This window comes from Burkholderia sp. Nafp2/4-1b (assembly GCF_003635165.1).
GTDB lineage: Bacteria > Pseudomonadota > Gammaproteobacteria > Burkholderiales > Burkholderiaceae > Burkholderia.
Genome location: NZ_ML058610.1, coordinates 231,911 through 254,872, shown reverse-complemented (window position 1 = coordinate 254,872; position 22,962 = coordinate 231,911). Strand labels below are relative to the sequence as shown.

Annotated in this window: 23 protein-coding genes and 2 tRNA genes; 13 read left to right on the top strand and 12 right to left on the bottom strand. The window is 66.8% G+C overall.

Going from position 1 to position 22,962, the window contains the following annotated elements:
* Nucleotides 1–39: 39 nt before the first annotated feature.
* A complete protein-coding gene (locus C7H84_RS21280) occupies nucleotides 40–309 on the bottom strand; it encodes a DUF2164 domain-containing protein (protein ID WP_121860716.1) in 270 nt (89 codons plus the stop codon).
* Between the two features lie 250 nt (nucleotides 310–559).
* Here C7H84_RS21280 and serS point away from each other — a divergent pair, with 250 nt between their 5' ends.
* The 3 genes from serS to C7H84_RS21265 all read left to right on the top strand — a co-directional run bounded on the left by serS (nucleotide 560) and on the right by C7H84_RS21265 (nucleotide 3,895).
* Nucleotides 560–1,861, top strand: a complete 1,302-nt coding sequence (gene serS, locus C7H84_RS21275) for a serine--tRNA ligase (RefSeq protein ID WP_121860627.1) — start codon at nucleotides 560–562, stop codon at nucleotides 1,859–1,861.
* Between the two features lie 116 nt (nucleotides 1,862–1,977).
* Nucleotides 1,978–2,068: transfer RNA gene (locus C7H84_RS21270), tRNA-Ser, on the top strand.
* Nucleotides 2,069–2,359: 291 nt separating this feature from the next.
* Nucleotides 2,360–3,895 (top strand): methyl-accepting chemotaxis protein, encoded by a 1,536-nt coding sequence (locus C7H84_RS21265; RefSeq protein WP_121860626.1) that lies wholly within the window; start codon nucleotides 2,360–2,362, stop codon nucleotides 3,893–3,895.
* 33 nt (nucleotides 3,896–3,928) lie between these two features.
* Here C7H84_RS21265 and C7H84_RS21260 read toward each other — a convergent pair whose 3' ends face one another.
* Entirely contained in the window at nucleotides 3,929–5,089 is a 1,161-nt protein-coding gene (locus C7H84_RS21260; RefSeq protein WP_121860625.1) for an alkane 1-monooxygenase, read from the bottom strand.
* 678 nt (nucleotides 5,090–5,767) lie between these two features.
* Between C7H84_RS21260 and C7H84_RS21255 the strand changes: the two genes are divergently transcribed.
* From C7H84_RS21255 to C7H84_RS21235, 5 genes are all read left to right on the top strand, one after another.
* The gene (locus C7H84_RS21255) at nucleotides 5,768–6,283 is read left to right on the top strand and encodes a GNAT family N-acetyltransferase (RefSeq protein WP_162999334.1); all 516 of its coding nucleotides are present in this window, start codon (nucleotides 5,768–5,770) and stop codon (nucleotides 6,281–6,283) included.
* 166 nt (nucleotides 6,284–6,449) lie between these two features.
* Nucleotides 6,450–7,220, top strand: a complete 771-nt coding sequence (gene minC / locus C7H84_RS21250) for a septum site-determining protein MinC (RefSeq protein WP_121860624.1) — start codon at nucleotides 6,450–6,452, stop codon at nucleotides 7,218–7,220.
* A 59-nt stretch (nucleotides 7,221–7,279) separates the two neighbouring features.
* The gene (gene minD, locus C7H84_RS21245; protein ID WP_121860623.1) at nucleotides 7,280–8,095 is read left to right on the top strand and encodes a septum site-determining protein MinD; all 816 of its coding nucleotides are present in this window, start codon (nucleotides 7,280–7,282) and stop codon (nucleotides 8,093–8,095) included.
* A gap of 12 nt (nucleotides 8,096–8,107) precedes the next feature.
* Nucleotides 8,108–8,362 carry a cell division topological specificity factor MinE gene (minE, locus tag C7H84_RS21240; protein ID WP_006476634.1) on the top strand — a complete coding sequence of 85 codons (255 nt, stop codon included), beginning with the start codon at nucleotides 8,108–8,110 and terminating at the stop codon, nucleotides 8,360–8,362.
* Nucleotides 8,363–8,520: 158 nt separating this feature from the next.
* Entirely contained in the window at nucleotides 8,521–8,922 is a 402-nt protein-coding gene (locus C7H84_RS21235) for a YXWGXW repeat-containing protein (RefSeq protein WP_121860622.1), read from the top strand.
* Nucleotides 8,923–9,038: 116 nt separating this feature from the next.
* Here C7H84_RS21235 and C7H84_RS21230 read toward each other — a convergent pair whose 3' ends face one another.
* Nucleotides 9,039–10,610: a chloride channel protein gene (locus C7H84_RS21230; protein ID WP_121860621.1), complete on the bottom strand. Its 1,572-nt coding sequence runs from the start codon at nucleotides 10,608–10,610 to the stop codon at nucleotides 9,039–9,041.
* A 172-nt stretch (nucleotides 10,611–10,782) separates the two neighbouring features.
* Here C7H84_RS21230 and waaC point away from each other — a divergent pair, with 172 nt between their 5' ends.
* A complete protein-coding gene (gene waaC, locus C7H84_RS21225; protein WP_121860620.1) occupies nucleotides 10,783–11,781 on the top strand; it encodes a lipopolysaccharide heptosyltransferase I in 999 nt (332 codons plus the stop codon).
* 58 nt (nucleotides 11,782–11,839) lie between these two features.
* On the opposite strand, the gene C7H84_RS21220 is transcribed toward waaC, so the two are convergent.
* The 9 genes from C7H84_RS21220 to rph form a co-directional block, all read right to left on the bottom strand.
* Nucleotides 11,840–12,019 (bottom strand): hypothetical protein, encoded by a 180-nt coding sequence (locus tag C7H84_RS21220; protein WP_121860619.1) that lies wholly within the window; start codon nucleotides 12,017–12,019, stop codon nucleotides 11,840–11,842.
* 104 nt (nucleotides 12,020–12,123) lie between these two features.
* Nucleotides 12,124–13,434 (bottom strand): MFS transporter, encoded by a 1,311-nt coding sequence (locus C7H84_RS21215; RefSeq protein ID WP_121860618.1) that lies wholly within the window; start codon nucleotides 13,432–13,434, stop codon nucleotides 12,124–12,126.
* Between the two features lie 288 nt (nucleotides 13,435–13,722).
* Nucleotides 13,723–14,223 (bottom strand): energy transducer TonB, encoded by a 501-nt coding sequence (locus tag C7H84_RS21205; protein ID WP_121860617.1) that lies wholly within the window; start codon nucleotides 14,221–14,223, stop codon nucleotides 13,723–13,725.
* 252 nt (nucleotides 14,224–14,475) lie between these two features.
* Nucleotides 14,476–14,769, bottom strand: coding sequence for a hypothetical protein (locus C7H84_RS21200; protein WP_121860616.1), 294 nt, complete (start codon nucleotides 14,767–14,769; stop codon nucleotides 14,476–14,478).
* A gap of 145 nt (nucleotides 14,770–14,914) precedes the next feature.
* Nucleotides 14,915–15,316 (bottom strand): hypothetical protein, encoded by a 402-nt coding sequence (locus C7H84_RS21195; RefSeq protein WP_121860615.1) that lies wholly within the window; start codon nucleotides 15,314–15,316, stop codon nucleotides 14,915–14,917.
* Nucleotides 15,317–15,468: 152 nt separating this feature from the next.
* A tRNA-Ser gene (locus tag C7H84_RS21190) sits at nucleotides 15,469–15,556 on the bottom strand.
* Nucleotides 15,557–15,598: 42 nt separating this feature from the next.
* Complete coding sequence (gene hemW / locus C7H84_RS21185) at nucleotides 15,599–16,813, bottom strand: radical SAM family heme chaperone HemW (protein ID WP_121860614.1); 1,215 nt, start codon at nucleotides 16,811–16,813, stop codon at nucleotides 15,599–15,601.
* Between the two features lie 34 nt (nucleotides 16,814–16,847).
* A complete protein-coding gene (rdgB, locus tag C7H84_RS21180; protein ID WP_121860613.1) occupies nucleotides 16,848–17,477 on the bottom strand; it encodes an RdgB/HAM1 family non-canonical purine NTP pyrophosphatase in 630 nt (209 codons plus the stop codon).
* The gene (gene rph, locus C7H84_RS21175; RefSeq protein ID WP_121860612.1) at nucleotides 17,470–18,210 is read right to left on the bottom strand and encodes a ribonuclease PH; all 741 of its coding nucleotides are present in this window, start codon (nucleotides 18,208–18,210) and stop codon (nucleotides 17,470–17,472) included. Before rph ends, rdgB begins: the two co-directional genes overlap by 8 nt.
* Nucleotides 18,211–18,382: 172 nt before the next feature.
* On the opposite strand from rph, the gene C7H84_RS21170 reads away from it, so the two are divergent.
* The 4 genes from C7H84_RS21170 to C7H84_RS21155 all read left to right on the top strand — a co-directional run bounded on the left by C7H84_RS21170 (nucleotide 18,383) and on the right by C7H84_RS21155 (nucleotide 22,752).
* Nucleotides 18,383–19,306, top strand: coding sequence for a YicC/YloC family endoribonuclease (locus tag C7H84_RS21170; protein WP_121860611.1), 924 nt, complete (start codon nucleotides 18,383–18,385; stop codon nucleotides 19,304–19,306).
* 70 nt (nucleotides 19,307–19,376) lie between these two features.
* Nucleotides 19,377–20,060, top strand: coding sequence for a guanylate kinase (gmk, locus tag C7H84_RS21165; RefSeq protein ID WP_121860610.1), 684 nt, complete (start codon nucleotides 19,377–19,379; stop codon nucleotides 20,058–20,060).
* A gap of 58 nt (nucleotides 20,061–20,118) precedes the next feature.
* A complete protein-coding gene (gene rpoZ / locus C7H84_RS21160) occupies nucleotides 20,119–20,322 on the top strand; it encodes a DNA-directed RNA polymerase subunit omega (RefSeq protein ID WP_006025620.1) in 204 nt (67 codons plus the stop codon).
* Nucleotides 20,323–20,385: 63 nt separating this feature from the next.
* A complete protein-coding gene (locus C7H84_RS21155) occupies nucleotides 20,386–22,752 on the top strand; it encodes a bifunctional (p)ppGpp synthetase/guanosine-3',5'-bis(diphosphate) 3'-pyrophosphohydrolase (protein ID WP_121860609.1) in 2,367 nt (788 codons plus the stop codon).
* Nucleotides 22,753–22,962: the final 210 nt, after the last annotated feature.

Below are 22,962 nucleotides of genomic sequence, written 5' to 3'. Positions count from 1 at the left end.
GGCGCGCGGGCCGGTTCGATCCGCGCTGCCGTGGACGCGTCAGCGCTTGCGGCCCGGCTGCTGTTTCTTCCAGTATTCGAACGGCTCTTCGTGGCATTCGATGTCGAGTTCGGCGACCCGCGCATGCAGGCGTTCCTGCGCATCGGCGACGGCGAGGTTGTAGATCGCCGGCGCGATTTCCTGAATGAAGAAATGCAGCAGCGCGCCGGCCTGGATGTTGCCGATCGGCTCGTCCATGTTTTCTGTGAAATAACGTTGCAGCGACGCGATCGCGCGGTCGCGTACATCCTTGTCGAGTTCGATGGTCATCGGATTCCTTGGGGGCTGTGACGACGCGGAGCCGGCGCTCCGCTTGATTCGGTTGCCGCCGGCCGGCGCGGGCGTGTTGCGATCCGTCATCGCCAGGCGCGCGGCAATTCGCCGGCCGCCGATGCGGCGGACCGCCAATGCGATACTGCCATGGCCGCCCGTTTGCGGCACTGTCCATCCGGCCGATGCCGTGGTGGCGCCGCGGTGCGTTAGAATTCCCGTCTTACACAACGATTTTCCAAGTCCTCCCATGCTCGACATCCAGTTGCTGCGCAAAGACCTCGACGGCGTCGCGAAGCGCCTCGCCGATCGCGGCTACACCCTCGACGTCGCCGCGTTCTCCGCCCTCGAAGCGGAACGCCGCGCGATCCAGACCCGTACCGAAGAGCTCCAGGCCCGTCGCAACAGCCTGTCGAAGCAGATCGGCGCGCTGAAGGGGAAGGGCGAGGACACGTCGGCAGTCATGGCCGAAGTCGGCGGAATCGGCGACGAGATGAAGGCGTCGGAGGTCAAGCTCGGCGAGATCCAGACACGCCTGTCCGACCTGATGCTGGGCATGCCGAACCTCGCGCACGAAAGCGTGCCGGTCGGCAAGGACGAGGCCGACAACGTCGAAGTGCGCCGCTGGGGCACGCCGCGCCAGTTCGACTTCGAGGTGAAGGATCACGTCGACGTCGGCACGCCGCTCGGCCTCGATTTCGAAACCGGCGCGAAGCTCGCCGGCGCGCGCTTCACGATGCTGCGCGGCTCGATCGCCCGCCTGCACCGCGCGCTCGCGCAGTTCATGATCGATACGCACACGCTGCAGCACGGCTACACCGAGACGTACACGCCGTACATCGTGAACCCGGAAATCCTGTACGGCACGGGCCAGTTGCCGAAGTTCGCGGACGACATGTTCCGCGTCGAGAAGGGCGGCGGCGAAAACACGATCACGCAGTACCTGATCTCGACGTCCGAGATTTCGCTGACGAACACCGTGCGCGAGTCGATCGTTGAAGGCTCCGCGCTGCCGATCAAGCTGACCGCGCATTCGCCGTGCTTCCGTTCGGAAGCCGGCTCGTATGGCCGCGACACGCGCGGGATGATCCGCCAGCACCAGTTCGACAAGGTCGAGATGGTGCAGGTCGTCGCGCCGGACGCATCGTACGCGGCGCTCGACGAGATGGTCGGCCACGCGGAAGCGATCCTGCAGAAGCTCGGCCTGCCGTACCGCGTGATCACGCTGTGCACGGGCGACATGGGCTTTTCGGCTGCGAAGACGTTCGACCTCGAAGTGTGGCTGCCCGCGCAGAACACCTATCGCGAGATCTCGAGCTGCTCGAACACCGAGGCGTTCCAGGCGCGCCGGATGCAGGCGCGATTCCGCAACGCGCAGGGCAAGCCGGAACTCGTGCATACGCTGAACGGCTCGGGCCTCGCGGTCGGCCGCACGCTCGTCGCGGTGCTCGAGAATTATCAGAATGCCGACGGTTCGGTCACGGTGCCGGAAGTGCTGCGTCCGTACATGGGCGGCATGGAGCGGATCGACGCGCCGGCACAGGCGTCGTAACGCGGGCCTGTCGAAGCCCTCGAAAAAATTTGCAGAAAGGGCTTGTCAGCCGCGAAGCGATCGTCTTATAATCTTTTTCTCGCGGAAACGACCAGCCGCGAAATGCAGCAAAGGAAGGAGAGGTGGCAGAGTGGTCGAATGTACCTGACTCGAAATCAGGCGTACGGTTTCCCCGTACCGTGGGTTCGAATCCCACCCTCTCCGCCAAAATACGAAGCCCCGTGATTCGAAAGGATCACGGGGTTTTTCGTTTTAGGTCGTCGCTGCGATGTGCGATGTGCGATGTGCGATGTGTGTTGGCCGTCGTCGTGCGCCGCTGCATGACGCAGTGGGACAGTCGCGCCACAGCATCGCACGCGCCGCACCTGATCGGCCCGCACCGCACACGAGCCTTCACCGCTTTCCTCAGCTTTAAGCCTTCGATGTCCGCGCCGTTAACACGGTGCGGCGGCCGGCACCCATGCCGCCCGCCATCGTTCCCCGTCGATTCAAGGTCCCATGAAGCTGAGCTACAAGATTCCCCTCGCATTCGCCGTTGCGCTGCTGCTGATGTTCTGCGGCGCGCTGTATGGCATCCACGTTCTCAATCGCTCGATCGATACGTTCTCGAACGACGTGCAGGCGCGTGTCGCCGACGAGCGCCTCGTATCGGCGACGCTCGTGCAGTTCAAGTTGCAGGTCCAGGAATGGAAGGACACGCTGCTGCGCGGCAGGCAGCCGGACAAGCTCGACAAGTACTGGCAGGCATTCCAGACGCGCGAGCGCACGGTCGACACGCTCGCCGCGCAGCTCGTCAATCAGCTGCCGCCCGGCGAGAGCCGTACGCTCGTCGAGCAGTTCATGCGCGCGCATGCGGCGATGGGCGAAGGCTACCGGCGCGGGTTCGACGCGTTCAAGGCCGCGGGCTTCGAACCGACGGCCGGTGACGCGGCCGTCGCGGGCGTCGACCGCGCGCCGGCCGAGCTGCTCGAGCGCGCGGCGAAGTCGATCGCCGACGAGAGCGCCGCCGTGTCGGCGCACGCGAGCCGCGACGCGCGCTACGCGACCGCGGCGAGCGTCGTGCTGATGCTCGTCGTGCTCGGCATCGCGATGATCGGTGCGTTCCTGTTCAGCCGCGCTATCCTGCGGCCGCTCGATCGGGCGGTGGCCTGCGCGCAGGCGGTGGCTGCCGGCGACCTGACGCGCGACGTCGACGCGGCCGGCCGCGACGAGATCGCCGACCTGCTGCGCGCGTTGCAGCGGATGCAGGCGAGCCTGTCGGGTGTCGTGCTCGAAGTGCGCACGCATGCGGAAGCCGTCGCGACCGCGAGCGCGCAGATCGCATCGGGCAATCACGACCTGTCGTCGCGCACCGAGTCCCAGGCTGCGTCGCTCGAGGAAACCGCCGCCAGCATGACGGAGCTGACGGGCATCGTGCGCCAGTCGGCCGAACATGCGCAGCACGCGGCGCAACTGGCGCGGGACGCATCGGACATCGCGTCCGCGGGCGGCGGCGTGATGACGCGCGCGGTCGACACGATGAGCGGGATTGCGGCCAGCGCGGCGAAGGTCGGCGAGATCATCGCGGTCATCGACAGCATCGCGTTCCAGACCAACATTCTCGCGCTGAACGCGGCCGTCGAGGCGGCGCGAGCGGGCGAGCAGGGGCGCGGCTTCGCGGTCGTCGCGTCGGAGGTGCGCACGCTCGCGCAGCGCAGCGCGGCGGCCGCGAAGGAGATCAAGGGACTCATCGAGCAATCGACGCAGCGGGTCGACGAGGGCGCCGTGCTGATCGGCCGCGCGGGCGAATCGATCCACGAGATCGTCGGCGCGGTGCAACGCGTGACGACGATCGTCGGCGAGATCTCGTCCGCGTCGCAGGAGCAGAGCGGCGGCATCCAGCAGGTGAACGTCGCGGTCACGCAGATGGACGAAGCGACGCAGCGCAACGCCGCGCTGGTCGAACAGGCGTCGGCCGCGACGCAGGCGCTGGCCGAGCAGGCAAGTGCGCTGCGCCACGCGGTCGCCGTGTTCCGGCTGCCGCAGGTTGCATGACGATATTGCCGACGGCGACCGTGCGGTCCCGCATCACGCCGCGGCCGGATACTGCGCGAGCACGCGCGCGCGGATCGACGGCTTGATGTTCGATTTCGCCATGTCGCCGCCGTAGTGGGCGACGACCCGCGGATTCATCACGCGATACCAGAGCGGCGGCACATACGCGAACAGGATCATCGTCGCGTAGCCGGCCGGCAGTTGCGGCGAGTCGTCGAAGTGGCGCAGCGCCTGGTACGAGCGCGTCGGGTTCGCGTGGTGGTCGGCGTGCCGCTGCAACTGGTACAGGAACAGGTTCGTGACGACATGATTGCTGTTCCACGAATGCTGCGGCGTGCAGCGCTCGTAGCGGCCGCTGGGCAGCTTGCGGCGGCCGAGCCCGTAGTGTTCGACATAGTTGACGACTTCGAGCAGCGACGCGCCGTATACGGCCTGGATCACGAGGAACGGAATCACGACCTTGCCGGCCATCGCGATCGCGATGCCCCACACGACCACCGTCATCGCCCACGCGTGCAGCACCTCGTTGCGCCAGGTCCACGGTGAATGCCCGAGCCGCTCGAGGCGCGCCTTTTCGAGCCGCCATGCCGAGCGGATGCTGCCCGTCACCGTGCGCGGCAGGAACGCCCAGAACGATTCGCCGTAACGTGCGCTTGCCGGGTCCTCGGGCGTCGCGACCCGCACGTGATGGCCGCGGTTGTGCTCGACGAAGAAGTGCCCGTACGCTACCGGCGCGAGCGTGACCTTGGCGAGCCAGCGCTCGAAGCGGCTCGTCTTGTGCCCGAGTTCGTGCGCGGTGTTGATCGAGATGCCCGTCGCGGCGCCGAGCGACAACGCGAAGCCGACGTAGTCGTACCACGCGAGCGCATGCGTGCCGACGATCCATACGCAGATGAAGAACGCGAAGTATTCGACCAGCGTCGCGAGATGGACGATGTAGCGGTAATAGCGCTCGCGTTCGAGATGCGGGACGACGTCTTCGGGCGGATTGTCGCGATCGTCGCCGATCAGCGTATCGAGAATCGGGATCACGCCGAACGCGAACAGCGGGCCGAACCACCAGAACACGTGCAGGCCCGTCGACAACGCGAGCTGCGCCGCCAGAATCGGCAGCGTGATGGTCACCGCCCCGAGCAGCCATAGATAACGTTTGCCATCCGACCAGCCCGAGGCCGATGCGTCGGTCATCGCCATTGTCTCCCTCCTTTGAAGGCCTGCGCCTGCACTCGCAGGCGCGGCGGCCATGTCTACGCGTTTGACGTCGCTGGAATCGTTATGGGGCCGCGGCACGGCGCGCGGCACCGGATCGGTGGTCCGGTTGTGCCAGTTATACGACCGTCGCGCACGCTTTCCAAACCCTGGCGCTAGGCGTGCAACTCCAAACAGCTGTGCCGGCATGACGCAGGCCGGGAAGGGGCGGCAAGGGGGGATTGAAACGAGCCGGCATGGCCCCGATCGGCCCGCGCGCCGGGCGTTGTGGTCAGATGAATAGATGACGTGTTGAACGCGTACAGCGAGCGGCGCGTCCCACAACAAATGTTGCAACGCAATAAATCTGGTTGACGACGCATGGCGGCGCAGCCCTGTTGCAAACATATCCATTACGGACCATTATGGCTGCGGCGCCGAAATGCGGGCCCGCCTTGCATGAGTGCCGCACACGGCAAGGCAAGCGAGCAGACGCGTCCGGTCGCATCGCTCGAATGACCGGGTGCCGCCATCGTCGAAGCACCGATGCTGCACCTGCACACGGGCGCGGGTGCGGTGCCTGCAGCCTTTCAATCCGTGCTGTCATTTGAAAATAACGATTTGACTCATGCCCCGCTTTCGGTTGAAGCTAGTAACTTGCTGTCCGAAGGGGGCTGTGCCTGCATGAGTTCGACCTTGACCGTTCGTCGTATCGCCGCCAACCAGGGCGGCGTGTATCGCGAACTCCGCGCCGCATCGCTGCGTGAGCCCTACGCGCCCGGCGAAGCGCCGGAGGCCGAATTGCTGAACGTCGATTCCGACGCAGCGGCGGCCACTGCCGCGCTGCGCGCCGCGTCCGACGAGTCGACGACTTTCCTGCTGTACACCGAAGGCCACCCGGCCGGCATGATCGGCGCGTATTTCGACAATACGCCCGAGCGGCGCGCGTTCGTCAGCGAGTTGTGGGTCGCGCACGCGGTCCGGCACCTGCGCGGCGGCGTGCTGCTGCTCGAAACGGCCACCGGCTGGCTCGCCGAACGCGGCGCGCAGGACGTCTACGCGTGGATCGCCGATGCGAACCGCAACGCGATCCGCTTCTACGAACGCGCGGGGTTCGGCAACACGGGCGAGCACGCGCCGATCGCGCGGATGCCCGGCGCGATGAAATCGCTGTTCGTGTCGCACTTCACCACCCCCTGACGCATGAAGCCACGGGCCGCACGGCGCGATGAAGCCCCGCTCGCCCGTCCGACTGCCCGCCTGCCGGTCGCGCGCTCGTCGCGACCCTCACCACTCGGTTGCCCAAAAATAATGGCCGCACGCGTGGACGCCTGTAAAATACGCAAAAATTTTTTGCAGAGTGTCCATGTCGCTTAAAAAATCGCCATTCTTCGAGCTGCGCAGCGGATCGGTCGATACGTTGTTGTTCACCGTGAAGACGACCGATCTCGATGCGTTGCGTGCCGAACTGGTCAAGCGCTTCGAAGCGACTCCCGAGTTTTTTGCCGATGACGTCGTCGCGATCGACGTCCGCCGTCTCGCGGACGGCGAACGCGTCGCGCTCGCCGACATCCGCCAGATGCTGAACGACGTGCGGATGCGGCCGGTGGGCGTGGTTGCGCTGGCGACGCAAGGCTGGGCGGGGGAAGCCGGTCTGCCGCTGCTCGAGGCGCGCGATCGCCGTGTGGCGGGGGCGTCGGCCGCGAAGCCGGCGGACGAAGCGGAGCCGGCGCCCGGCGCGGCCGCTGCCGTGGCAGCCGAACCGGCGCCGGAGCCTTCGCCGACGCCGATTCCGGCGGGCGGCCAGACGCTGGTGATCGACCGGCCGCTGCGTTCGGGGCAGCAGATTTACGCGAAAGGGGACCTCGTGGTGCTTGCGCCGGTCAGTCACGGCGCCGAGATCATCGCGGAAGGCAACATCCACATCTACGCGCCGCTGCGCGGCCGCGCACTCGCGGGCGTGCACGGCAATCACGACGCGCGCATCTTCTGCACGTGTCTGGAGCCGGAACTGATTTCGATCGCGGGTATCTATCGAACGACCGAGAACCCGTTGCCCGCCGACATACTGGGCAAATCGGTGCAGATCCGGCTCGAAGAGGAAAAACTGATGATCGAACCGCTGCGCCTGACGTGATTCACGCGGCACGCTCCGGATCGATCGGCTCTCATTGACGAACACAGGGTATTGGGTAAATGGCAAAAATCATCGTGGTGACTTCGGGCAAGGGCGGCGTGGGCAAGACGACGACCAGCGCGAGCTTCGCGTCCGGCCTCGCGCTGCGCGGCCACAAGACGGCCGTGATCGACTTCGACGTCGGCCTGCGTAACCTCGATCTCATCATGGGCTGCGAGCGTCGCGTGGTGTACGACCTCGTCAACGTGATCCAGGGCGAAGCGAACCTGAACCAGGCGCTGATCAAGGACAAGAAGTGCGAGAACCTGTTCATCCTGCCGGCGTCGCAGACGCGCGACAAGGATGCGCTCACGCGTGACGGCGTCGAGAAGGTGCTGAACGACCTGATCGCGATGGATTTCGAATACATCGTCTGCGATTCGCCGGCCGGCATCGAGGCAGGCGCGCTGCACGCGATGTACTTCGCGGACGAAGCGCTGATCGTCACGAACCCGGAAGTGTCGTCGGTGCGCGACTCGGACCGCATTCTCGGCATCCTGTCGTCGAAGACGAAGCGCGCGGCCGAAGGCAAGGATCCGATCAAGGAACACCTGCTGATCACGCGCTACAGCCCGAAGCGCGTGAGCGAAGGCGAGATGCTGTCGCTCGAGGACATCAGCGAGATCCTGCGCATCAAGCTGATCGGCGTGGTGCCCGAATCCGAAGCCGTGCTGCACGCATCGAACCAGGGTCTGCCGGCCGTGCATATCGACGGTACCGACGTTGCGGAAGCGTACAAGGACGTCGTCGCCCGCTTCCTCGGCGAGGACAAGCCGCTGCGCTTCACCGATTACCAGAAGCCGGGCCTGCTGCAGCGCCTCTTCGGCAGCAAGTAACGGAGGCCGCCCATGTCCATCCTTTCGTTTCTCCTCGGTGAGAAGAAGAAGTCCGCGTCGGTCGCGAAGGAGCGCCTGCAGCTCATCATCGCGCACGAGCGGGTCGGTGGCCGGCCGCCGGCCGATTACCTGCCGGCGCTGCAGAAGGAGCTCGTCGCGGTCATCTCGAAGTATGTCCATATCTCGGACGACGACATCCGCGTGAGCCTCGAGCGCCAGGACGATCTCGAAGTCCTCGAAGTGAAGATCGAGATCCCGCAGGCCTGAGCTTCACCGTTCTCTCCCGCACGGCGGCGCATGCCGCCGTGCGCGTCTTACGCCCTGTTGCACTTTCGGGCACGCCGTAACACGGCGCCTGTCGGCCGTTGGTCGACCTCCCGCATTGAACGAATACGCTCGCGTCATTCGTCAATCAGGAGGTTGTGATGGCTGTCTCTACCGTTCAACGTCGTATCGTTTCGCTCGCGCTGTTCGCCGCGGGCCTGTCAGCCGTCGCCGCGCCGCTCGCCGCGCACGCGGACGAAATCCTCGTCGGCACACCGGTGATGGTGCAGTCGGGCCGGATGGTCGTCGCCGAACCGGTGCGCGCGTCCGTCGAGGAAGTCGTCGTCGTCGCGCCGAATGCGCCGCCGCCCGTGCGTTACGAGGTCGTGCCCGACGCGCGCGTCGGCTATGTGTGGGAGCGCGGTCACTGGCGCTGGGAGCATGGCCGCTACGTATGGATCGGCGGCCACTGGGAAGCCGAGCGCATCGGCATGCACTGGGTGCCGGGCCACTGGGATCAGCGCGGCCCGAACTGGTTCTGGACGCGCGGTCACTGGGCCTGACGGAGACGCGCGATGAAACGAACCGTCATTGCCATCGCACTCGTCGCGATCACGCTCGCCGGCTGTATCGTCGTGCCGGCACGGCCCGTCTACTATCGGCCGGCGCCCGTGGTGATCTACTGAGGGTCGCGCGGATCCGTGCGCGTCGGGGCGTGCGCGCCCGCTCCAGACGGGCCGCCGTCGTGCGGCGTCGCCGGCGTATGCGGGGTGCCGCGGTCGGCCGCCGGCGCATCCGGCTCGCTCCCTTCGGGTTCGCGCAGCGTCTCGAGCGGGTCGGCGGGCGCGGCCGCCGCATCCTGCGGTTCGGTGACACCGGTGGCGGCCGCCGAGGCAGCAGCGGATTCAGCAGCGGATTCAACGGATTGGGCGACGCTCACGGGCGGCGCGAGATAGCGCTGCGCGAGCGTTTCATAGAGCGGCGGCGCGAAGAAGCGCGAAACGCGGCTCGACACCAGCGCGGTCGCCATCAACGAAATCACGAGCGCGTGGCCGTTGATCATCTCCATCACGATCACGAACGACGTGATCGGCGACTGCGTGACTGCCGCGAGATAGCCGACCATCGCGAGCGCGATCAGCATCGGCAGGCTCAAGTCGCCGAACACGATGTGCAGCAGGTTGCCGAACCCGGCGCCGATCGACAGCGACGGCGCGAAGATCCCGCCCGGAATGCCCGGCAGGTACGACGCGACCATCGACACCATCTTCAGGAACGGATAGAGCACCGACAGTTGCTCATGGCCGTCGAGCAGGCCACGCGCCTCCGCATAGCCGCTGCCGAACGTCGTCCCGCCCGATACGAGCCCGACGACCGCGATCACGAAGCCGCACAGCGCGGCAAACGCGATCGGACGCTCGCGGTACAGGCCGAGCAGGCGCGCGGGCAGCCAGCGCCCCGTATTGAGCAGCAGCCAGCTGAAGAGGCCGCCCGCGATGCCCGTCACGATCGCGGTGACGAGCACGGCGACGGCGAGCATCTTCGGGAAATGCTGGCCGGCATCGATCGTGCCGAAGTAGGTGTAATTGCCGTTCAGGCCCAGTGCGACGACACCGGCGAGGATGATCGCTGTGATCAGCACGCCGCTTGCGCGGGCGGAAAAGCTGCGGGTGAGTTCCTCGATCGCGAACACGATCCCGGCGAGCGGCGTATTGAATGCGGCCGACAGGCCGGCTGCCGCCCCGGCGAGCACGAGCTGCCGTTCGATCTGGGCGTTCGAGCGCGGGTAGAAGCGCCGCAGGTTGAACATCAGCGCCGCGCCGACCTGCACGGTCGGACCTTCGCGGCCGATCGTGAAGCCGCCGAGGATGCCCATGAACGAGATCAGCACCTTGCCGAACAGGATGCGCAGCGTCAGCAGCCGCGCGCCGAAGGTGGTCGGGCTTGCATGCAGCGTCGCGATGACCTGCGGGATCCCGCTGCCTTCGGCGCCGCGAAAGAAGCGGCGCGTGAGCCATGCGGATGCCGCGGCGATCGCCGGCGTCAGCAGCAACGGCAGCCACGCGGCGTGGTCGCGCATCGTGCGGAAGGTGTCGTAGCCCCAGTCGATCAGCCGCGCATACAGCACCGCCGCGAGGCCCACCGCGATCGCTCCGAGCCAGAACACGCCGTACTGGCGCCAGATCCGCAGCGAGCGGCGGGTGAGGGCGGGAAACAACCCGGAAACAAGGGGGGGAACGGGGCGTTGCATCGGCGAGGGGCCGGAGGGCAAAGACCCCATTATAAAAACAACCGGACGAGGCCGGGGCTCGATAAACTTCGACAAAACGACGCAATTTGTTGCAAATGTAATGCCGACGTAATGCTATGCGCGCGCGCCGTCGTTAGCATGGCGGAACGGCAGCTCATTCCCCATAAGAAACGTGAAACGCATCCTGATCGTGAAAGTGACGTCGCTCGGCGACGTCGTCCAGACGCTGCCTGTCGTCGCGGACCTCCACCGCGCCTTTCCGGGCGTGGCGGTCGACTGGGCCGTCGACGAGTCGTGCGCCGAGGTCGTGCGCTGGCACCCAGGCGTGAGCAACGTGCTCGGCGCACCGCTGCGACGGTTCAAGAAGCTCCGCAACGGCGGTGACCTGAAGGCGATCTCGGCGTCGATCGGTGCGCTGCGCGCGCACCGCTACGATGCGGTCATCGATCTGCACGGCGTCTACAAGAGCGCGATCATCTCGGCGCTCGCACGCGCCGCGCGCCGGTTCGGCTATCAGACGCAGGATCTTGGCGAGACCGGCGCCCGCTTTGCGTACTCGCATCGCTTCGGCCCGCGCCCGAATTGCGATGCGTGGCATGGCATGCGCGTGAGCGCCGGCGAGGCGCTCGGCTATGTCCCTGAAGGCATCGCCGCGTACGGAATCATTGCGCCGCAGGATGCGAACCTGCCGCCTGCCGTGACCGACGGCGCACCGTTCATGCTGCTGTTTCACGCGACTTCCAACCCCGACAAGAAGTGGCCGGCCGACCACTGGGCCGCGCTCGCGATGCAGGTGATGGCGCGCGGCCTGCGCGTGCTGCTGCCGTGGGGATCGCCCGCCGAGCACGACGCCGCGCAGGACATCGCCGCGCGTGCGCCCGGCGCGATCGTGCTGCCCGCGATGTCGGTGCGCGAGCTGGGCGCGGCCATCGGCCGGGCTGCGCTGGTGGTGGGCGTCGATACCGGGTTCGTGCACATGGCGCACGCGCTGCAGCGGCCGACGGTGATGATTTTCGTCGCGACGTCGCGCCACCATTGCGGCATCGGCGGCGCACCGAATGCGCTGTCGATCGGCGAGCCCGGCGCCCCGCCGTCGGTCGACCAGGCGCTCGAGGCGATCGACGCGGTCGGCCCCGCCTATGGTGCGTTGCGCGCGCAGCTGACGGCCTAGGGGCTGCACTGGCCCATGGCCGGCGTGAATCGGCCCGCGGCGGCTGTGGCCGGTCGCTTCACGCGAGCAGCGCTTCGACCGTGATCACCGCAGCGATGGCCGCGAGATTGGCGAGCAGCGCCTCGAGCAGCAGGCCGCGCCACGTTTTTGGCCGGAAACGCGCCGCGAGCAGCAGCGCACCCCCCAGCGCGAGCGCCAGGATCGGGACCAGTTCGGCGTTGTGGAGGTGGATGTTCATCGCGGCGGCTCCTTCACGGAGAGGTCCCGGGGGCGCACGATGGCGCCCTCAGGGCCGAGTACAGGCAGCGCCGCCCGCCGCACAACCCGGGCCGCCCCGGCGCCTCAGACGAGCGATGCGTCGCGGGTTTCGCGCATCAGCAGCACGCCGATCAGGCTGATTGCCGCCGCAACCGACACATAACCGCCGACCCACGACAGGCCGCCGCGCGCGGCGAGCAACTGCGCGATGTACGGCGCGATCGACGCGCCGAGAATTCCGCCTAGGTTGTACGCGACGCCCGCGCCCGTGTAACGGACGTTGGTCGGAAACAGCTCGGGCAGCAGCGCGCCCATGGGCGCGAACGTCACGCCCATCAGGAACAGCTCGATCGTCAGGAACAGCGCGACGAGCGGCATCGAGCCGCTGCCGAGCAGCGGTTCCATCGCGAAGCCGGACAGCAGCGCGGCGATCGCGCCGACGACCAGCACCGGCTTGCGCCCGAAGCGATCCGACGCCCATGCCGACAGCGGCGTGGCGAGCCCCATGAACACCACCGCGAAGCACAGCAGGCCGAGGAAGCTCTGGCGCGGAATATGCAGCGCCGACACGCCGTACGACAGCGAGAACACCGTCGAGATATAGAACAGCGTGTAGCAGACCACCATTGCGAGCGCGCCGAGCAGCGTCGGCCGCCAGTGTTGCGACAGGAGCGTCGCGACCGGTACGCGCACGCGTTCGTTGCGGTCGAGCGTGGCCTGGAACGCCGGCGTCTCGGTGATCTTCAGCCGCACGTACAGGCCGAGCGCGACGAGCACCGCGCTGACGAGGAACGGGATGCGCCAGCCCCAGCTGCGGAATTGCTCGTCGGACAGCGACAGCGCGAGCGCGAAGAACAGCCCGTTCGACATCAGGAAGCCGACCGACGGGCCGAGCTGCGGGAACATCCCGAACCAGCCGCGCTTGCCTTGCGGCGCGTGTTCGGTCGCGAGCAGCGCCGCGCCGCCCCATTCGCCGCCGAGGCCGATCCCCTGGCCGAAGCGCAGCACGCACAGCAGCACGGGTGCGAGCGCACCGATCGTGTCGTAGCCGGGCACGAAGCCGATCGCGGTTGTCGATACACCCATCACCAGCAGCGACGCGACGAGCGTCGATTTGCGGCCGATGCGGTCGCCGAAGTGGCCGAACAGGAACGAGCCGATCGGCCGTGCGATGAACGCGATGCCGAACGTGACGAAGGCGGACAGCGCCTGCGCGGTCGCGGAGCCGTGCGGGAAGAACACGGGACCGATCACGAGCGCCGCGGCGGTCGCGTACACGTAGAAGTCATAGAACTCGATCGCGGTGCCGATGAAGCTCGCGAACACGATGCGCCGGTGGGTGACGGCGCCGGCCGAACCAGTTGCATGTGCAACGGCCGGGGGAGATGCGGACATGGATGTCTCCGTTTTGTCGTTGGGGCGATCGGCTGAGCGTGCGCTCAGACAGGCGGGGCGCTGCCGGGTGTGCCGAGCGGATGATGCGGTGGCGGCGTGGACGCGCGCCGTGGCGCGGACGTCACGCGCCGGTCGACGATGGAGACGGATAGTCGCCGCCGCCCGGTGCCGGCGTGGTCGGCTCGCATGCCGGGTGCGGCGCGCGAACGCGCGCGCGGGAGGGTGGCCGCGCGATTGCGGAAAATTATAGCCAGCGCCGCCGCACACCGGCAATCGCGCGGCGCGCGGTCAGTCGATCGATTGAGCCTGGGCCGACGCGATGCTTTGCAACTGGAAGCGACCGTCGTCGTTGAACAGCCAGCCTTCCATCATCTCGACCCGCCCGTTGCCGTCCAGCAGTTTCGACGGCGGTGCCGGCAGCGGTGCCGAGCGACGCAGCGATGCGAGCGCGAGCGCTTCCGCTTCGCTGTCGCCGTTGCTGCGATAGACGGAAGCGTTGACGACGCGGCCGCTGCTATCGACGGTGAACGCGACGACGACGAGCGAGCGCAGCATCGCCTGCGGCGTGCCGCGCGACACGCTGGACGGATTGTGTTCGGCGACGCAGTGCGCGACTTCCACGCGATACTGATCGCGATTCGCGCCGCGCGTGAGCGACGTGATCGACGGGATCGTCACGACCGAATGCAGCGAAGGTGGTGGCGTGATCGTGCAGGCGGCAAGCATGGCGGCGGCGACCAGCGCGGCAATGCGCAGCCGGTCGACGCTCGGGCAGGGAAGAGAGGGCATGGGGGAGTGCCGGAGGTGACTATAAAAAAATGATAGGCGCCCGAGGCCGGCGTGCTATCGGGAGAAACGCATAGCGCGCGAGTCGCGACGTGGCGATTCGCGGATGAACGCGTCCGGCGGTGCGCCAGGCGGGCGTTGCAGGGCGATATGACGTCCCATGTGACGATGCGCGCGCAATGGGCGCGCGATGTGCGGCACGAGAATTGCGCATACGTCGCGACGGGTAGCGCACCGCGGCACGGCCGCGCCTGCTCAGTAGCCGTGCGTCACGAGCGCGAGAACGGACAGGTCCGGATGGGTGCCGTCGATGATGCTCTTGCCGATGTGCACGGCGTCATGCACCGCTTCGTCGACGCTCGCGAAGCTTTCCTCGCCGTCTGCGTGGAAGGGTACCGCGTGATCGGGGAGCGCGGGATTCGCACCCGGATGGCAGACATAGCCGGTGTAGGTGTAACGCGCGTCGCTGCCGGGCATGAGGCTCGGCACCACATGGATCTCGAAGCCTTCGTAATCGACGTGATCCGTCGCTGTGGACAGTTCGGTCATGGCGATCTCCGTGTGCCGCACGCACGGGTGGCGCGCGCGGCATCGCATCGCGGCGGCGGTCGTGTCGCCGTGCTGATCGAATTCTAGGCGATCGCGGGCCGGCCCGTGAGGCCGTCGCGCAACGCCGGTCGTGCCGTGTCGCGCGTTAACGCGTGCAGCGCGCGTCCTTGCGTTGCACCACGAGGATCACCGGATACTTCTGGCCATGCTCGAGTTCCACCGGCGCGACGACCGTCAGCGTCGCCGGATCGGAATCGTCGTACACGCTCACCTGCTCGTTGCGGATATAGGTGACGCCGGTGCAGTTCGACGCGCGACCGTCATCCGATACCTTGCACTGGAGCTCGTTTTCCTTCAGGTAGTTGTACGGCGCCGGGCTCGCGAGATATTCGCGCAGGCCGCGCGGCGAGCCGCCAACACCCTTCACGTACGCGATCGCGCACGACGGCGTTTGCGCGTCGGTGCCGGAGGCGGCATCGGCGGCCGCGGCATGCGCGCTTACGATAGCCAGCAGGGCGGCGAGCGACGAGGCGATGAAGGACTTCATGACGTGGTTTCCCGTTTCGCGAATCGGAGCGCCGGATTGTAACGGCATCCGGCGGGAGGCGTCGGCACGCGACGCGGGTGCCGCGCACGGAAAATCGCCGGGCAAACAAAAACCCCGTCATTCGATGAATGGACGGGGTTTGGCGAACTTCCTGGCGGAAGCGGTGAGATTCGAACTCACGGACAGTTTCCCGTCGCCGGTTTTCAAGACCGGTGCCTTAAACCGCTCGGCCACGCTTCCACACGAGGCGGCATTGTAACCGAAATGCCGCCTCGTTCCGCCTCAATCGTCACGCAGGAACAATTCCTGCAGGTCGTTGAGGAAGCGTTGGCCCAGCGGCGTCGGCGCGATCTGCGCGAAATCGCGCGTGATCAGCCCGCGTCGTTCCGCTTCCTGCAGGGCCGGCTCGATCGTGCTGATCGGCAGGCCCGTGCGTTCGACGAAGCTATGTACGGGGAAGCCCTCGACGAGCCGCAGCGTGTTCAGCATGAACTCGAACGGCAGATCGCGCGCGCCGACTTCACGCTCTTCCTGCACCGGCGTGCCGGCCATTGCCTGTTCGATGAAGGTCGCCGGATGCTTGTAGCGCGCCTGTCGCAGGATCCGGTTCGGGAACGACAGCTTCGTGTGCGCGCCCGCGCCGATCCCGAGATAGTCGCCGAAGCGCCAGTAGTTCAGGTTGTGCTTGCACTGGTGATTCGGCTTCGCGTACGCGGACACCTCGTAACGATCGTAGCCGGCCTCGGCCGTGCGCGCGTGGATCCATTCCTGCATGTCGGCCGACGCGTCGTCGTCGGGCACCGCCGGCGGAAACTTCGCGAACAGCGTATTCGGCTCGAGCGTGAGGTGATACAGCGACAGATGCGGCGGCGCGTACGACAGCGCGGTCTCGATGTCGGTCCGGCATTCGTCCAGCGTCTGGTTCGGCAGCGCGAACATCAGGTCGAGGTTGAAGTTGTCGAACGTCTTCGCCGCGATCTCGACGGCCGCGCGCGCCTGCGCGGTATCGTGGATGCGGCCGAGCGCCTTCAGATGGCCTTCGTTGAAGCTCTGGATGCCGACCGACAGGCGGTTCACGCCGCTCGCGCGAAACTGCGCGAATTTCGCGGCCTCGAACGTGCCGGGATTCGCCTCGAGCGTGATCTCCGCGTCGGCGTCGAGCGGCAGCAATGCGCGCACGTCGGACAGCAGCCGATCGAGGCCGGCTGCCGACAGCAGGCTCGGCGTGCCGCCGCCGATGAACACGGTATGCACCTGGCGGCCCCACACGAGCGGCAGCGCCTGTTCGAGATCGGCACGCAGCGCGTCGAGGTACTCGGTCTCGGGGAACCGCTCGCCCTTCCATTCATGCGAGTTGAAGTCGCAGTACGGGCACTTGCGCACGCACCACGGAAAATGCACGTACAGCGCGAGCGGCGGCAGCGACGTGAGCCGCACCTGGCCGGGCGACGTGAACTTCGCGACGACGCGCGCGCCGGTTTCTGCCGCCTGGCTCATGCGGCCTCCGGCTGCGAATGCGTGACGAAGACGGTCATGCTGGTTCCTCTGCAAGCCGCGCGAGCAACGCCTTCAGCGCGAGCGCGCGATGGCTGTGCGTGTTCTTCACGGCCGGTTCGAGTTCGGCGGCCGTCGCGCCGAGCGCCGGCAGGAGGAAATACGGGTCGTAGCCGAAGCCATGCTCGCCGCGCGGCGTGTCGACGATCTCGCCCGCCCAGCGCCCTTCGGCGAACAGCGGTTCCGGATCGTCCGCGTGGCGCACGAGCGCGAGCACGCAGCAATAGTATGCGCGCCGGTCGTCGACGCCGCGCAGCTGCTCGACGAGATACGCATTGTTCGCTGCGTCGCCCTTGGCGCCGCCCGCGCGCTGCGCGTAGCGCGCCGAATAGACGCCCGGCGCGCCGCGCAGCGCGCGCACGCACAAGCCCGAATCGTCGGCGATCGCCGGCAGGCCGGTGAGGCGCGACGCATGGCGTGCTTTCGTCAGCGCATTCTCGATGAACGTGCCGAACGGCTCCTCCGCCTCGGGCACGGCGAGATCGCCCTGCGGCACGATCTCGATGCCGACCGTCGAGAACAACGCGGTGAATTCGCGCAGCTTGCCGGCGTTGTTCGATGCGAGCACGATGCGCGACAGCGGCGCGACAGTGCGATCGTCAGCCATGGCTCGCGCCCAGCACGTCTTTCTGCAGCTGCACGAGCTGACCGATCCCGCTTTGCGCGAGGTCCAGCAGCGCGTTCATCTCGGCGCGCGAGAACGGCACGCCTTCGGCGGTGCCCTGAACTTCGACGAAGCCGCCGGCGCCCGTCATCACGACGTTCATGTCGGTGTCGCACTGCGAATCTTCCGCGTAGTCGAGGTCGAGCACGGGCGCACCCTGGTACACGCCGACCGAGATCGCCGCGACGTGGTCGGTGATCGGCGAGCGCGCGAGCTTGCCGGCCGCGATCAGCTTCGACACGGCGTCGTGCGCGGCGACGAACGCGCCGGTGATGCTCGCCGTGCGCGTGCCGCCGTCGGCCTGGATCACGTCGCAGTCGATGTGGATCGTGCGCGGGCCCAGCGCCTCGAGATCGAACACCGCGCGCAGCGCGCGGCCGATCAGGCGCTGAATTTCCTGCGTACGGCCCGTCTGCTTGCCGCGGGCGGCTTCGCGGTCGCTGCGCGTGTGGGTCGCGCGCGGCAGCATCCCGTATTCGGCCGTCAGCCAGCCCTGGCCGCGATCGCGCAGGAACTCGGGCACGCGCTCGGCGACGCTCGCGGTGCAGATCACCTTGGTATCGCCGAATTCGACCAGCACCGAGCCTTCGGCGTGTTTCGTGTAATGGCGCGTGAGCGCGACCTTGCGCAGTTCGTCGGCGCGGCGGCCGCTCGGGCGGGAAAGTGAAGACGTCATGGGGAATCGTGGACGGAAGAGGAAACCCCGATTTTAGCGCCGAACGGCAGCCGTGCCCGGCGGGGTGGGGCGCAAAAATGGGATAATGCGCGCTTCCCGCCCCGCGCCTTGCAATGCGCCGGGCGCCTCGACATATTCCGCCCGCAAGGGCACCCAGACGGCGAGACGAACCATGATCTACAGCATGACGGGCTATGCGAGCGCAACGCGCGAACTCGTGACGGCCACCGGCAACGGCGGCACCAGCGTGTCGGTCGAACTGCGCACCGTGAACTCGCGCTTTCTCGACCTCAATTTCCGCATGCCGGACGACGTGCGCGCGTGCGAACCCGCGCTGCGCGAAATGCTGATGAACAAGCTGTCGCGCGGCAAGGTCGACGTGCGCATCAACCTGCAGCGCGGCGAGCAGAGCATCGGCGCGGGCGCGCTGAACCAGACGGCACTCGGCCAGCTCGCCGAGCTCGAGCGTTCGGTGCTCGATGCATTCCCGGGCGTCGGCCGCCTGCGCGCGGGCGAGGTGCTGCGCTGGCCGGGCGTGCTCGCCGAGAGCGGCGTGTCGGCGGAAGCGATCCGCGACGCGGTGCTCGCATGCGGCAAGGAAGCGATCGGCGAGCTCGTCGTCGTGCGTTCGCGCGAAGGCGCGCAACTGGCGACGATGCTGCTGTCGAACGTCACCGAAATGGAAGCGATCGTCGCGCGCATCACGCCGCTCGTGCCGGAGCTGATCGCGAAGCATCAGCAGAAGATAGTCGAGCGGCTGCAGGAAGCGCTCGGTCTCGCGGCGCCCGAAGGCAGCTCGACGATCGTCACGCGCGAGGAAGCCGCGGAGCGCATTCGGCAGGAAGTGACGATGTACGGCATCCGGATCGACATCGCCGAAGAGCTGTCGCGACTCATCGCGCACCTGAACGAAACGCGTCACGTGATCGAGAAGGGCGGCCGCGTCGGCAAGCGACTCGACTTCATGATGCAGGAACTGAATCGCGAAGCAAACACGCTCGGCTCGAAGGCGGCGGCGAAGGAACTCGCTGATGCATCGATGGCGCTCAAGCTGTTGATCGAGCAGATGCGTGAGCAAGTGCAAAACCTGGAGTAAAAGAGATGCAACGACCCCCACGCTCACTGCGTTCCCTGCCCCCCGAGGGGGCGGTCCGGCGGAGGCTGACATGACCGACCACCACCGCGACGCCCACGCGTCGCATGCGCTGCACGGCGGCGTCTATCCCGGCAACCTGTTCATGGTCATCGCACCGTCGGGTGCCGGCAAGTCGACGCTCGTGAACGCGCTGCTGTCGAAGGACAGCGAAATCTGCCTGTCGATTTCGTACACGACGCGCAAGCCGCGCCCCGGCGAGCAGGACGGCCAGCACTACCACTTCACGACCGTCGAGGATTTCCGCGCGCGCCACGCCGCGCACGAATTCCTGGAAAGCGCGGAAGTGCACGGCAACTACTATGGCACGTCGCGCGTCTGGATCGAAGAGCAGATGATGAACGGCCACGACGTGCTGCTCGAGATCGACTGGCAGGGCGCGCAACAGGTGAAGAAGCAGTTCCGCAACGCGGTCGGCATCTTCATCTTGCCGCCGTCGCTCGACGCGCTCGAGGAACGTCTGAAGAAGCGCGGGCAGGACGAGCCGAACGTGATCACGCGGCGTCTGCTCGCCGCGGGCAGCGAGATGGCTCACGCATCCGAAGCGGAATACGTCGTGATCAACGAAAATTTCGCTCGTGCGCTGGCCGAGCTCGAATGCATCGTCGCGGCCACGCGCCTGCGTTTTGCTTCGCAGTACGCTCGACATGCGGAGTTGTTCATCGAGCTCGGCATCCATCTGCCCCACGCGGAATGACGCGGGGGTAGAGGGACATAAGGTAGAATAAGCACTAAATTCAGAAGGAATCTCCAACATGGCTCGCATTACCGTCGAAGACTGCCTGAAGCAAATCCCCAACCGCTTCGAACTGGCGCTCGCCGCCACCTACCGCGCGCGGCAGCTCGCGCAAGGCCATACGCCGAAGATCGAGAGCCGCGACAAGCCGACCGTCGTCGCGCTGCGCGAGATCGCCGCCGGCCAGGTCGGCGTCGAGATGCTGAAGAAGGTGCCGGTGTAACGCGCATCCGGCCCGTTCCAGCCATGTAGTCCACGCGCGCAACGACTCGACCAGGAGGCGAATATGAGCACCACCCCATCGTCCGCCTCCGCGGATTCGACCACCGAAGCCACGGCCCAGTCGCCTGCGCGCCAGTACATCGACGCGGTCCTCGAACAGTCCTTCCGGCATCTGTTCGGGCCGACCGCCACTCCGGAGCAGCCGCGCAAGCACGGCGTCGTTTCGATCGCGAAACTGACGGCCGCGCTTGCCGAGTATCTCCCTCCGGATGAAATCAAAGAGATCAAGGCGGCGTTCCACTTCAGCGACGAAGCCCATCTCGGTCAATATCGCCAGAGCGGCGAACCCTACATCACCCATCCCGTCGCCGTCGCGGAAATCTGCGCCGGCTGGAAGCTCGACGCGCAAGCCGTGATGGCCGCGCTCCTGCACGACGTGATGGAAGACCAGGGCGTGACCAAGAGCGAGCTCGCCGAACGGTTCGGCCCGAAGGTCGCCGAACTGGTCGACGGCCTGTCGAAGCTCGACAAGATGGAGTTCCGCAGCCGCGAAGAAGCGCAGGCGGAAAACTTCCGCAAGATGCTGCTCGCGATGGCGCGCGACGTGCGCGTGATCCTCGTGAAGCTCGCCGACCGTCTGCACAACATGCGCACGCTCGGCGCGGTGCCGATGGAAAAGCGCCGCCGCGTCGCGCGCGAGACGCTCGACATCTATGCGCCGATCGCGCACCGCCTCGGGTTGAACAACACGTATCGCGAGCTGCAGGACATGAGCTTCGCGAACTTCAATCCGCATCGCTACGCGACGCTCGAGAAGGCGGTGAAAGCCGCGCGCGGCAACCGCCGCGAAGTGATCAGCAAGATCCTCGAGGCCGCGCAGCGCGCGATGACCGACGCGAAGATCGACGCCGAGATCACCGGCCGCGAAAAGACGATCTACAGCATCTACCGCAAGATGCGTGATAAGCAGCTGTCGTTCTCGCAGGTGCTCGACGTGTACGGTTTTCGCGTCGTCGTCGACAGCGCGCTCGACTGCTACACGTGCATCGGCGCGCTGCACGCGCTGTACAAGCCCGTGCCCGGCAAGTTCAAGGACTACATCGCGATCCCGAAGATCAACGGCTATCAGTCGCTGCACACGACGCTCGTCGGGCCGTTCGGCGCGCCGATCGAGTTCCAGGTTCGCACGCGCAAGATGCATGAGATCGCCGAGGCAGGCGTGGCCGCGCACTGGCTGTACAAGAATGGCGGCGCCGATCTGAACGACGTGCAGAAGCGCGCGCACCAGTGGCTGAAGTCGCTGCTCGACATCCAGAGCGAAGCCGGCGATTCGAGCGAATTCCTTGAGCACGTGAAGATCGACCTGTTCCCGGATGCGGTCTACGTGTTCACGCCGAAGTCGAAGATCATGGCGCTGCCGCGCGGCGCGACCGCGCTCGATTTCGCGTATTCGATCCACAGCGATCTCGGCAACCAGTGCGTGGCCGTGAAGATCAACAACGAGCTGCTGCCGCTGCGGACCGAGCTGAAGAGCGGCGACATCGTCGAGGTGATCACCGCGCCGTATTCGAAGCCGAACCCCGCGTGGCTCGGTTTCGTGCGCACCGGCAAGGCACGCTCGGCGATTCGCCACTACCTGAAGACGATGCGCCTGAACGAGTCGGTGCAGCTCGGCGAGCGGCTCGTCGACCAGAGCCTGAAGGGTTACGGGTTCACACTGGCCGACGTGACGCCGGAAGTATGGGAAAAGCTCGTGCAGTGGACGGGCAACAAGAGCCGCCAGGAAATCTTCGCGGACATCGGCCTCGGCCGCCGCGTCGCGGCGGTGATGGCCAAGCGCATCGAGGTGCTGATGACCGGCCGCGATGCGGACGACGATCTGCCGAAGTCCGAGCGGCATCCGGCGCACAATGCGCCGCCGGTCGTCATTACCGGCACCGAAGGGATGTCGGTGCAGCTGTCGGCATGCTGCCGCCCGATTCCGGGCGACGCGATCATGGGCTATATCGGCATCGGCCTCGGGATGGCGATTCATACGACCGATTGCCGGGTCGCGCAGCGCATCCATCGCCGCGATCCGGGCCGCTGGATCGACGTCGAATGGGCACCGCAGCCGGGCCGTCTGTTCGACGTCGCGGTGAAGGCGCTCGTGAAGAACACGAAGGGTATCTTCGCGCGCGTCGCGGCGGACATCACGTCGGCCGACGCGAACATCGTCCATATCGCGATGGATGAAGACCTGACGCACGAATCGACGGTGCTGCGCTTCGTGATCCAGGTCAGCGACCGCGTGCACCTCGCGAACGTCATGCGGCGCGTGCGGACCAATCCGGACGTGATGCGGATCATGCGCGAGCGCTCGACCGACGACAGCGTGCATGCGCGCCACGACGGCGGCATGCGCATCGAGCGCGAGCGGCAGGATTACTGACATTGCGCGGTTAGTTTTGCACGCGATACGACGGCGGCCACGGGCCGCCGTTTTTGTTTGTGAAGCGCGCCGGGCGGCACGTGGTACAGGGCGGCTCCGCGTTCGCGTTGTACGGGAGTCTCGCTTGCCGGAGGAGGGGAATGGGGAGCGGAAAAGAAAAAAGGGCCTTCCCGGAGGAAGGCCCTTCTGAGGTGGCGCGGCTGGCAGGAT

Bases quoted from the DNA above. Each gene is read 5' to 3' on its own strand.
- rpoZ (WP_006025620.1), top strand. From the start codon at position 20,119: ATGGCTCGCATTACCGTCGAAGACTGCCTGAAGCAAATCCCCAACCGC.
- C7H84_RS21195 (WP_121860615.1), bottom strand. From the start codon at position 15,316: ATGAAGTCCTTCATCGCCTCGTCGCTCGCCGCCCTGCTGGCTATCGTA.
- C7H84_RS21200 (WP_121860616.1), bottom strand. From the start codon at position 14,769: ATGACCGAACTGTCCACAGCGACGGATCACGTCGATTACGAAGGCTTC.
- C7H84_RS21155 (WP_121860609.1), top strand. From the start codon at position 20,386: ATGAGCACCACCCCATCGTCCGCCTCCGCGGATTCGACCACCGAAGCC.
- rph (WP_121860612.1), bottom strand. From the start codon at position 18,210: ATGACGTCTTCACTTTCCCGCCCGAGCGGCCGCCGCGCCGACGAACTG.
- C7H84_RS21230 (WP_121860621.1), bottom strand. From the start codon at position 10,610: ATGCAACGCCCCGTTCCCCCCCTTGTTTCCGGGTTGTTTCCCGCCCTC.
- rdgB (WP_121860613.1), bottom strand. From the start codon at position 17,477: ATGGCTGACGATCGCACTGTCGCGCCGCTGTCGCGCATCGTGCTCGCA.
- serS (WP_121860627.1), top strand. From the start codon at position 560: ATGCTCGACATCCAGTTGCTGCGCAAAGACCTCGACGGCGTCGCGAAG.
- C7H84_RS21235 (WP_121860622.1), top strand. From the start codon at position 8,521: ATGGCTGTCTCTACCGTTCAACGTCGTATCGTTTCGCTCGCGCTGTTC.
- C7H84_RS21215 (WP_121860618.1), bottom strand. From the start codon at position 13,434: ATGTCCGCATCTCCCCCGGCCGTTGCACATGCAACTGGTTCGGCCGGC.
- minC (WP_121860624.1), top strand. From the start codon at position 6,450: ATGTCGCTTAAAAAATCGCCATTCTTCGAGCTGCGCAGCGGATCGGTC.
- C7H84_RS21265 (WP_121860626.1), top strand. From the start codon at position 2,360: ATGAAGCTGAGCTACAAGATTCCCCTCGCATTCGCCGTTGCGCTGCTG.
- C7H84_RS21260 (WP_121860625.1), bottom strand. From the start codon at position 5,089: ATGGCGATGACCGACGCATCGGCCTCGGGCTGGTCGGATGGCAAACGT.
- C7H84_RS21220 (WP_121860619.1), bottom strand. From the start codon at position 12,019: ATGAACATCCACCTCCACAACGCCGAACTGGTCCCGATCCTGGCGCTC.
- C7H84_RS21280 (WP_121860716.1), bottom strand. From the start codon at position 309: ATGACCATCGAACTCGACAAGGATGTACGCGACCGCGCGATCGCGTCG.
- C7H84_RS21170 (WP_121860611.1), top strand. From the start codon at position 18,383: ATGATCTACAGCATGACGGGCTATGCGAGCGCAACGCGCGAACTCGTG.
- minD (WP_121860623.1), top strand. From the start codon at position 7,280: ATGGCAAAAATCATCGTGGTGACTTCGGGCAAGGGCGGCGTGGGCAAG.
- hemW (WP_121860614.1), bottom strand. From the start codon at position 16,813: ATGAGCCAGGCGGCAGAAACCGGCGCGCGCGTCGTCGCGAAGTTCACG.
- minE (WP_006476634.1), top strand. From the start codon at position 8,108: ATGTCCATCCTTTCGTTTCTCCTCGGTGAGAAGAAGAAGTCCGCGTCG.
- C7H84_RS21205 (WP_121860617.1), bottom strand. From the start codon at position 14,223: ATGCCCTCTCTTCCCTGCCCGAGCGTCGACCGGCTGCGCATTGCCGCG.
- C7H84_RS21255 (WP_162999334.1), top strand. From the start codon at position 5,768: ATGAGTTCGACCTTGACCGTTCGTCGTATCGCCGCCAACCAGGGCGGC.
- gmk (WP_121860610.1), top strand. From the start codon at position 19,377: ATGACCGACCACCACCGCGACGCCCACGCGTCGCATGCGCTGCACGGC.